Here is a 9,354-nt window from a genome sequence, read left to right on the forward strand (position 1 = left end):
CTTCCGACGCTATGAGAAAGGCCCCCTGGTGAGCAAGAAGCAGATCCCGGTCATCGTCCTCGCGGGCTTCCTGGGTTCCGGCAAGACGACCTTGCTCAACCACCTGCTCGCGCAGAGCCGGGGCACCAGGATCGGTGCGATCGTCAACGACTTCGGGGCCATCGAGATCGATGCCATGGCCGTGGCCGGGCAGCTCGGGGACTCCACCGTTTCGCTGGGCAACGGGTGCCTGTGCTGCGCCGTCGACGTGAGCGAGCTCGACGAGTACCTGGAGAAGCTGACCCGGCCCGCCGCGCGTCTCGACGTGATCGTCATCGAGGCGAGCGGGCTCGCGGAGCCGCAGGAGCTGGTCCGGATGATCCTGGCCAGCGAGAATGAGCGGATTGTGTACGGGGGGCTGGCCGAGGTCGTCGACGCCGTCGAGTTCGAGGCGACGCGGGAGCGTCATCCCGAGCTGGACCGGCATCTCGCCGTCGCCGACCTCGTCGTGCTGAACAAGACGGACCGGGTGGGGGCGGAGCAGCTCGGGCGCGTCCTGGACACGGTGGGGGAGCTGAGCGGCGGTACGGCCGTGGTCCGTGCGTCGTACGGGCGGATCGATCCGGAGCTGCTCTTCGACCCGGCGGTGCGGCCGGACGGCGAGGAGAAGGTGCGGCAGCTGTCGTTCGACGACCTGAGGAGCGAGGACGAAGCGCACGACTGCCACGGCGATCATCTGCACGCGGCGTACGAGAGCGTCTCCTTCAGCTCCGACGTGCCGATGAATCCGCGGCGGCTCATGGACTTCCTCGACACTCGGCCGGAGGGGCTCTACCGGATCAAGGGGTACGTCGACTTCGGTACGGCCGACTCGCGCAACCGGTACGGGGTGCATGCGGTTGGCCGGTTCCTGCGCTTCTACCCAGAGGCCTGGGGGCGCGACGAGCCGAGGATCACGCAGCTTGTGCTCATCGGGTCCGGGACGGACGTCGAAGCGCTCGGCAAGGAACTCGCGGACTGCCGGGCGGAGGGGGCGCGGAGTGCCGCTGCCGCTGCCGATGAGCACAGCATGTGGGGCGTGCTGCGGTACGTGCAGGGCGACAGCTGAGAGCGGAGGTCTTTTCTTCCCCACCCCGCCCCTTCCCGAAGTCCTCAATCGCCGGACGGGCTGAGACGGAGCAGGGGTGCCTTGGCTGCCGCGTGGGCTGGGGGCCGGGCGTGGGCAAGCGCGTCGCCGGTCGGGCTGGGACGGAGCAGGGGGGCCTCGGCCGCTGGGGGCTGGGTGTGGGTAGGCGTGTGCTCGGTTGTCGGATGTGCTCGGGCAGGCGGGCGGGGCTTTGGGGGCCGGGCGTGGGCAGGCGCGTCGCCGGTCGGGCTGGGACGGAGCAGGGGGCCTTGGCCGCTGGGGGCCGGGCGTGGGCAAGCGCGTCGTCGGACGGACTGGAACGGAGCAGGGGTGCCTTGGCCGCCGGGGGCTGGGTGTGGGTGGCGTGTGCTCGGTTGTCGGGTGTGGTCGGGCGAGCAGGCGGGGCTTTGGCGCCGGGCGGGCTGAGGGAGTCGGCCCGCCCGGCGGTTGAGGCTGGTGGCGGCTTGTTAGACCGGGCCGGCCAGGGCCGCGACCGGGGTTGTCAGTGGGGTGCCTGAGCCGTCGCGGCGGGGGTCCTGCTCCGGCAGTTCCACCGGGGCGCCGTTCTCGGCTGCCGCGCGGGCCGGGGCCGTGCCCGCCCAGGCCAGGAGCAGGATGTCCTCGCCCTTGAGGAACCGCTGGCAGCGCACGCCGCCAGTGGCCCGGCCCTTGCGCGGGTACTGGTCGAACGGCGTCAGCTTCGCCGACGTCTCCGTGTCGCCGAGCAGCGTGCCGGCCGTGCCGGCCACCGTGAAGACCACGGCGTCCGCCGCCGGGTCCACCGCGGTGAAGGAGATCACCTTGGCGCCCTCGGCGAGCTTGATGCCCGCCATACCGCCCGCGGCCCGGCCCTGCGGCCTGACCTGCCCTGCCGGGTAGCGCAGCAACTGGGCGTCGTCCGTGATGAAGACCAGGTCCTCCTCGCCGGTGCGCAACTCCGCCCCGCCGACGACCCGGTCACCGTCCTTGAGGGTGATGACCTCCAGTTCGTCCTTGTTGGACGGATAATCCGGGACCACCCGCTTGACCACGCCCTGCTCGGTTCCGAGCGCGAGCCCCGGTGAGGCCTCGTCGAGGGTAGTGAGGCAGACCAGTGTCTCGTCCGGCTCCAGGGTGAGGAACTCCGTGACCGGAGCCCCGCCCGAGAGGTTGGGCGCGGAGGCCGTGTCGGGGAGCTGGGGCAGGTCGATGACCGCGAGGCGCAGCAGGCGGCCGGACGACGTCACCGCGCCCACGTCGCCACGCGCCGTGGCCGGCACGGCCGAGACGATCACGTCGTGCTTGGTGCGGCGGGCGTCGTCCAGGGAGAGGGGCTCGCCATTGGCCGTACGAGCCAGCAGGCCGGTCGAGGACAGCAGGACCCGGCACGGGTCGTCCGCGACCTCCAGCGGCACCGCGGCGACCGGCGAACTTCCCGACTCCAGCAGCACGGTGCGCCGGTCGGTGCCGAACTTCTTCGCGACCGCCGCAAGTTCGGTCGAGACCAGCTTGCGCAGCTCGGTGTCCGACTCCAGGATCCTGGTCAGCTCGTCGATCTCGCCGGTGAGCCGGTCCCGCTCGGCCTCCAGCTCGATCTTGTCGAACTTGGTGAGCCGGCGCAGCGGCGTGTCCAGGATGTACTGCGTCTGGATCTCGCTCAGCGAGAAGTGCTCGATCAGCCGCTCCTTGGCCTGCGCCGAGTTGTCGCTGGAGCGGATGAGGCGAATGACCTCGTCGATGTCGAGCAGCGCGACGAGCAGGCCGAGCACCAGGTGCAGCCGGTCGCGCCGCTTGGTGCGGCGGAACTCGCTGCGGCGGCGTACGACCTCGAAGCGGTGATCGAGATAGACCTCCAGCAGCTCCTTGAGGCCAAGCGTCAGCGGCTGACCGTCCACCAGCGCCACGTTGTTGATGCCGAAGGTCTCCTCCATCGGCGTCAGCTTGTAGAGCTGCTCCAGGACGGCCTCGGGGACGAAGCCGTTCTTGATCTCGATGACCAGACGCAGGCCGTGCATGCGGTCGGTGAGGTCCTTGACGTCCGCGATGCCCTGGAGCTTCTTCGACGAGACCAGGTCCTTGATCTTGGCGATCACCTTCTCCGGGCCGACGGTGAAGGGCAGTTCGGTGACGACCAGGCCCTTGCGGCGCGCCGTCACGTTCTCCACGGTGGCCGTCGAGCGGATCTTGAAGGTGCCGCGGCCGTTCTCGTACGCGTCCTTGATCCCGCCCAGGCCGACGATGCGGCCGCCGGTCGGCAGGTCGGGACCCGGCACGAAACGCATCAGCGTCTCAAGATCCGCGCCGGGGTGCTTGATCAGGTGGCGGGCGGCGGCGACGACCTCGCCCAGGTTGTGCGGCGGCATGTTCGTCGCCATGCCCACGGCGATCCCGGACGCGCCGTTGACCAGCAGGTTCGGATACGCCGCGGGAAGCGCGACCGGCTCCCGCTCCTGCCCGTCGTAGTTCGGGTTGAAGTCGACCGTGTCCTCGTCGATCGACTCGGTCATCAGCGACGTGGCGTCGGCCATCCGGCACTCGGTGTACCGCATGGCGGCCGGCGGGTCGTCGTTGCCCAGCGAGCCGAAGTTGCCGTGCCCGTCGACCAGCGGCAGGCGCATCGAGAAGGGCTGAGCCATCCGCACGAGCGCGTCGTAGATCGACGCGTCGCCGTGCGGGTGCAGCTTGCCCATCACCTCGCCCACGACACGGGCGCACTTCACATAGCCGCGGTCGGGCCGCAGCCCCATCTCGTTCATCTGGTAGACGATGCGTCGGTGCACCGGCTTCATGCCGTCGCGGGCGTCGGGCAGCGCTCGCGAGTAGATCACCGAGTACGCGTACTCAAGGAAGGAGCCCTGCATTTCGTCGACGACGTCGACATCGAGGATCTTCTCCTCGAACGCATCGTCCGGCGGCGGGGTCTTCGTGCTGCGGCGGGCCATCGCGGCTGCGGCTCCTTCGCGGTTCTGTCGGGCTGAGTTCTTGGGTCTGATGCCGACCATTGTGGACCGGCCCACTGACAACGCCGACCTCGACCCGTCCGTAGCGCCTACTCGGAGCCAGGGCGGCGACTGCTCGGGCGTTCCCTGAGGGCGTACACCGGCCGGGAACTTCGCCAGGTGTAGTTGCGCTTGCATACAGTGGCAGGACTTCTTCATATCGCGATCGAAGGGACGTACATGCCCATGGGTCACACGGCCACAGCGCAGGCCGGTTCCGGCGGCCTGACAGCGACCGAGCACCGGCTGGCCAATGGCCTGCGCGTGGTGCTCTCCGAGGACCACCTGACCCCGGTCGCCGCGGTCTGCCTCTGGTACGACGTGGGTTCGCGCCACGAAGTCAAGGGGCGTACCGGTCTTGCTCACCTCTTCGAGCACCTGATGTTCCAGGGCTCGGCGCAGGTCAAGGGCAATGGTCACTTCGAGCTGGTGCAGGGTGCGGGCGGTTCGCTCAACGGCACGACCAGCTTCGAGCGCACCAATTACTTCGAGACGATGCCCGCCCACCAGGTGGAGCTGGCTCTGTGGCTGGAAGCCGACCGGATGGGCTCGCTGCTCTCCGCGCTCGACGAGGAGTCCATGGAGAACCAGCGCGACGTCGTCAAGAACGAGCGCCGCCAGCGGTACGACAACGTTCCGTACGGCACCGCGTTCGAGAAGCTGACCGCCCTCTCCTACCCGGAGGGCCACCCGTACCACCACACGCCGATCGGCTCGATGGCCGATCTGGACGCCGCGACCCTCGAAGACGCGCGCGCCTTCTTCCGTACGTACTACGCGCCCAACAACGCGGTGCTCTCCGTCGTCGGCGACATCGACCCGGTGCAGACGCTCGCCTGGATCGAGAAGTACTTCGGCTCCATCCCGCACCACGACGGCAAGCAGCCGCCGCGTGACGGTACGCTCCCCGACATCATCGGCGAGGAGATCCGCGAGGAGATCCGCGAAGAGGTCCCGGCCCGCGCGCTGATGGCCGCCTACCGGCTCCCACAAGACGGCACCCGCGAGTCCGACGCCGCCGACCTGGCCCTCACCGTCCTCGGCGGTGGCGAGTCCTCCCGGCTGCACAACCGCCTCGTCCGCCGCGACCGGACGGCCGTCGCCGCCGGCTTCGGACTGCTGCGCCTCGCCGGCGCCCCCTCGCTCGGCTGGCTCGACGTGAAGACGTCGGCCGGCGTCGAGGTGCCCGACATCGAGCGCGCCGTCGACGAGGAGCTGGCCCGCTTCGCCGCCGAGGGCCCCACGCCCGAGGAGATGGAGCGCGCGCAGGCCCAGTTGGAGCGCGAGTGGCTGGACCGGCTCGGTACGGTCGCGGGCCGCGCCGACGAACTGTGCCGGTACGCCGTCCTGTTCGGCGACCCGCAGCTCGCCCTGTCCGCCGTCAAGCGTGTCCTGGACATCACGGCGGAGGAGGTCCAGGCGGTCGCCAAGGCCAGGCTCCGCCCGGACAACCGCGCGGTCCTGGTGTACGAGCCCACGCACTCCGACAGCGCCGAAGCCGCAGCCGACGACACCACCGACGCCGCCGGCGAGACCGGAACGCAGGAAGGGGCGGACAAGTGACCGACACCGCAGCCGTCAGCATGAAGTTCCACCCGCAGCCGCAGGGGGGCACCCCCACGCCGTGGGCCTTCCCCGCCCCCGAGCGCGGCGCCCTGCCCAACGGCCTGACCGTGCTGCGCTGCCACCGCCCCGGTCAGCAGGTCGTGGCCGTCGAGGTCTTCCTCGCCGCCCCCCTGGAGGCCGAGCCCACGGGCCTGGACGGCGTGGCCACGATCATGGCGCGGGCCTTCTCCGAGGGCACCGACAAGCACTCCGCCGAGGAGTTCGCCGCCGAGCTGGAGCGCTGCGGCGCCACACTCGACGCGTACGCCGACCATCCGGGCGTCCGGGTCTCCCTCGAGGTCCCCGTCTCCCGGCTGCCCAAGGCGCTCGGCCTGCTCGCCGACGCGCTGCGGGCGCCCGGCTTCACGGACAGCGAGATCGAGCGCCTGGTGGCCAACCGGCTCGACGAGATCCCGCACGAGACGGCCAACCCGTCCCGCCGCGCGGCCAAGCAGCTCTCCAAGGAGCTGTTCCCGGCGACCTCGCGCATGTCGCGGCCGCGCCAGGGCACCGAGGAGACGGTGGAGCGTATCGACTCCGCCGCTGTGAAGAGCTTCTACGCGGCGCACGTGCGTCCCGCGACCGCCACCGCGGTGGTCGTCGGCGACCTCGAAGGCACCGACCTGGACGCGATCCTGGCCGACACCCTGGGCGCCTGGAAGGGTGACACGGCCGAGCCCCGCCCCGTGCCGCCGGTGACGGCCGACGACACGGGCCGTGTGGTCATCGTGGACCGGCCCGGCGCGGTCCAGACGCAGCTGCTCATCGGCCGGATCGGCCCCGACCGGCATGACCGTGTCTGGCCCGCCCAGGTCCTCGGCACGTACTGCCTGGGTGGCACCCTCACCTCCCGCCTGGACCGCGTCCTGCGCGAGGAGAAGGGCTACACGTACGGCGTGCGCGCCTTCGGCCAGGTGCTGCGCTCCTCGGCCGACGGTACGGGCGCCTCGATGCTGGCGATCAGTGGCTCGGTGGACACGGAGTCCACCGGACCGGCGCTCGATGACCTCTGGAAGGTGCTGCGCACCCTCGCGGCCGAGGGCCTCACCGACGCCGAGCGCGATGTCGCCGTACAGAACCTGGTGGGTGTCGCGCCGCTCAAGTACGAGACGGCGGCGGCCGTCGCCGGCACGCTCGCCGACCAGGTCGAGCAGCACCTGCCGGACGACTTCCAGGCCCAGATGTACGCCCGCCTCGCCGAGACGGGCACCGTGGAGGCCACCGCGGCGGTCGTCAACGCCTTCCCCGAGGACCGGCTGGTCACGATCCTCGTCGGCGACGCTTCGCAGATCGAGGAGCCCGTCAGGGCGCTCGGCATCGGCGACGTGACGGTGGTCGCAGGCTGACGCGTGGTCGGCGACTGACCGCGTTACACCCCAAAGCGGGAGATTGAGGGACCCCGGCGGCCGAAAGGCTGCCGGGGTCCTTCCTGTATGTCCGGTTTGTTGTGGAGGTTGCCTGTCTGGCCTGTGGGGTGCGTTACAAAACGCCGTGTCTGTTTGGTGATTAAAAGATGTGCCGCTTAGCGTCTGTCCGGCTGTCCGTCAGCAGTGAGCCGCATCCGCGGCACCGGGCAGCCATCGCCGAGTCCCCGTCAGGCGCGAGCCTGGGGAGCCGGGGACCCAATCAGTCCCTGGGGTGAATCGGACGTCCTGCGTGCGTACGTACGACAGGCGTCCGTAGGAGACCTTCCTGCTCCGAACCCGTCAGCTAACCCGGTAGGCGAGAAGGAAGGAAAGGATCAGCCACTCCATGGCGTTCACCCGTGCCACCGGGAAGCACCGTCGTCCGAGCCGCCTGACGCGCAGAAGCGCGAACATGGCGGGCGTCGCCGCCCTCGCGACGACCGGCGTCATCGGAGGCCTGGCCTCTCCGGCTCTCGCCGCCGGATCGGCCCTCTCCGTCGAGGACACCGGCCTCACCCAGGCCATCGTCATCGGCGACTCCCTCGCCGACCAGATCGCCGCTCAGGCCGAGAAGCAGCAGCAGGCCGCCGACAAGGCGGAGGCCGAGCGCAAGGCGGAGGTCAAGCGCAAGGCGGAAGCCAAGCGCAAGGCGGAGGCCAAAGCCAAGGCCGAGGCCGAGGCGCGCGCCAAGAAGGAGCGCGAGGAGCGTGCGGCCAAGGAGCGCGCCGCCCGTGAGGCGGAGCGCAAGCGCCTGGGTGGCTACACCCTCCCGGTCGCCGGCTCCTTCGTGACCACCGGCTACAAGACCGGCGGTAACCTCTGGTCCTCCGGCAGCCACTCCGGCGTCGACTTCCGCGCCGCGTCCGGCAGTTCCGTCGTCTCCGTCGGTGCGGGCACCGTCGTCGAGGCCGGCTGGGGCGGGGCGTACGGCAACAACATCGTCATCCGGATGAACGACGGCACGTACACGCAGTACGGCCACCTGTCGTCCCTCGGCGTCTCCGTCGGCCAGAGCGTCGCCTCCGGCCAGCAGATAGGCCTCTCGGGCTCGACCGGCAACTCGACCGGCCCGCACCTGCACTTCGAGGCCCGCACGTCGCCCGAGTACGGCTCGGACATGGACCCGGTCGGGTACCTGCGCGCGCACGGCGTGAACGTCTGACGGCTCGGTCGCCCGTTCGTCGTCCAGAAGGCCCCGGCTCCCCGCCGGGGCCTTGTGCATGTCCAAAAGCCGTCCATGGATTCCCGCCCCCCGTCGGAAATTGCGGAATGCTGCAATAGAGTCGCCGAACAAGCGTCGATCGACCGCGTTTCGCGGGGATTAAGGCGGAGGTTCGGTCATGCGCATTCCCGCGCAATCGGTATGCACGGCAATCCGTGACGACATCGTTTCCGGTGTCTTCGCGCGGGGCAGCCGGCTCACCGAAGAGCTGCTGGCGCGCCGTTACGGTGTCTCGCGCGTCCCGGTGCGCGAGGCTCTGCGCACACTGGAGTCCGAGGGGTTCGTCACCACCCGCCGGCACGCGGGCGCCTGCGTGGCCGAGCCCACCGAGCAGGAGGCCGCCGACCTCCTGGAGGTCCGGACACTGCTGGAGCCGCTGAGCGCGGCCCGCGCCGCCCAGCGGCGCACCGAGGCGCACCTCAAGGTGCTGCGCGGCCTGGTCAGGCTCGGCCAGGAGCGGGCCCGCCGGGGCGAGGGCGAGGATCTGCGCTCGCTGGGCACCTGGTTTCACGAGACGCTCGCCCAGGCGTCGGGCAGCCCCGGCCTCACGGCCCTGCTCACCCAGCTCAGGCACAAGATCGCCTGGATGTACGCCGTCGAGCAGCACGCCCGCCCCGCCGAGGCCTGGGCCGAACACGCCGCGATCGTCGACGCCGTGGCGCGCGGTGACGTGGAACGGGCCCGGTCGCTGACGGCCCTGCACGCCGAACGGGCCGTGGCCGCGCATCGGTTGCGACGCCCCGGCCCGGAGCGTGAACGAGGGCGCGAGCGGGAGCGTGAACGGGAGCGCGGGCAAGGGCGCGTGAGGACTTCGCAACATGCCGTAAACACCGTGAGTGGCCGCCATTAACAGCCGCGCCGTATACAAAGAGGGCGAATTGGCGGGGGCTTATTTCTGCTGCCCGCATTTTGCGGCGTACAGCTCCGCATAAAGCAAAGGAGCCGTGGGGGCGCGGCTTCTCGGTGGACCCCGGGCACCAACTGCCAAAATCCGACCGGACCGTGACGAACAACACGCACGGTCCTAGATAGAACACC

General features: G+C 70.4%; 6 protein-coding genes and 1 riboswitch. Of the genes, 5 read left to right on the plus strand and 1 reads right to left on the minus strand.

Features of this window, described 5'->3' with window-relative positions; genetic code table 11:
* Positions 1–28: 28 nt before the first annotated feature.
* A complete protein-coding gene (locus ABZX79_RS29365) occupies positions 29–1,087 on the plus strand; it encodes a GTP-binding protein (protein WP_355264150.1) in 1,059 nt (352 codons plus the stop codon).
* Between the two features lie 485 nt (positions 1,088–1,572).
* Here the strand turns inward: ABZX79_RS29365 and ABZX79_RS29370 are convergent, their stop codons facing one another.
* On the minus strand, positions 1,573–4,026 hold the full coding sequence (locus ABZX79_RS29370; RefSeq protein ID WP_355264153.1) for a DNA topoisomerase IV subunit A: 2,454 nt from the start codon (positions 4,024–4,026) through the stop codon (positions 1,573–1,575).
* A 237-nt stretch (positions 4,027–4,263) separates the two neighbouring features.
* On the opposite strand from ABZX79_RS29370, the gene ABZX79_RS29375 reads away from it, so the two are divergent.
* The 4 genes from ABZX79_RS29375 (at position 4,264) to ABZX79_RS29390 (ending at position 9,166) form a co-directional block, all read left to right on the plus strand.
* Entirely contained in the window at positions 4,264–5,646 is a 1,383-nt protein-coding gene (locus ABZX79_RS29375) for a pitrilysin family protein (RefSeq protein WP_355264156.1), read from the plus strand.
* 20 nt (positions 5,647–5,666) lie between these two features.
* On the plus strand, positions 5,667–7,034 hold the full coding sequence (locus tag ABZX79_RS29380; RefSeq protein ID WP_355264186.1) for a pitrilysin family protein: 1,368 nt from the start codon (positions 5,667–5,669) through the stop codon (positions 7,032–7,034).
* Positions 7,035–7,259: 225 nt separating this feature from the next.
* A riboswitch (cyclic di-AMP (ydaO/yuaA leader) is annotated at positions 7,260–7,428 on the plus strand.
* A gap of 12 nt (positions 7,429–7,440) precedes the next feature.
* Positions 7,441–8,256: a M23 family metallopeptidase gene (locus tag ABZX79_RS29385; RefSeq protein WP_355264158.1), complete on the plus strand. Its 816-nt coding sequence runs from the start codon at positions 7,441–7,443 to the stop codon at positions 8,254–8,256.
* 178 nt (positions 8,257–8,434) lie between these two features.
* Positions 8,435–9,166 carry a GntR family transcriptional regulator gene (locus tag ABZX79_RS29390; protein ID WP_355264161.1) on the plus strand — a complete coding sequence of 244 codons (732 nt, stop codon included), beginning with the start codon at positions 8,435–8,437 and terminating at the stop codon, positions 9,164–9,166.
* Positions 9,167–9,354: the final 188 nt, after the last annotated feature.

Origin of the sequence: Streptomyces sp. NPDC002994 (assembly GCF_040611155.1) — a bacterium.
GTDB lineage: Bacteria > Actinomycetota > Actinomycetes > Streptomycetales > Streptomycetaceae > Streptomyces.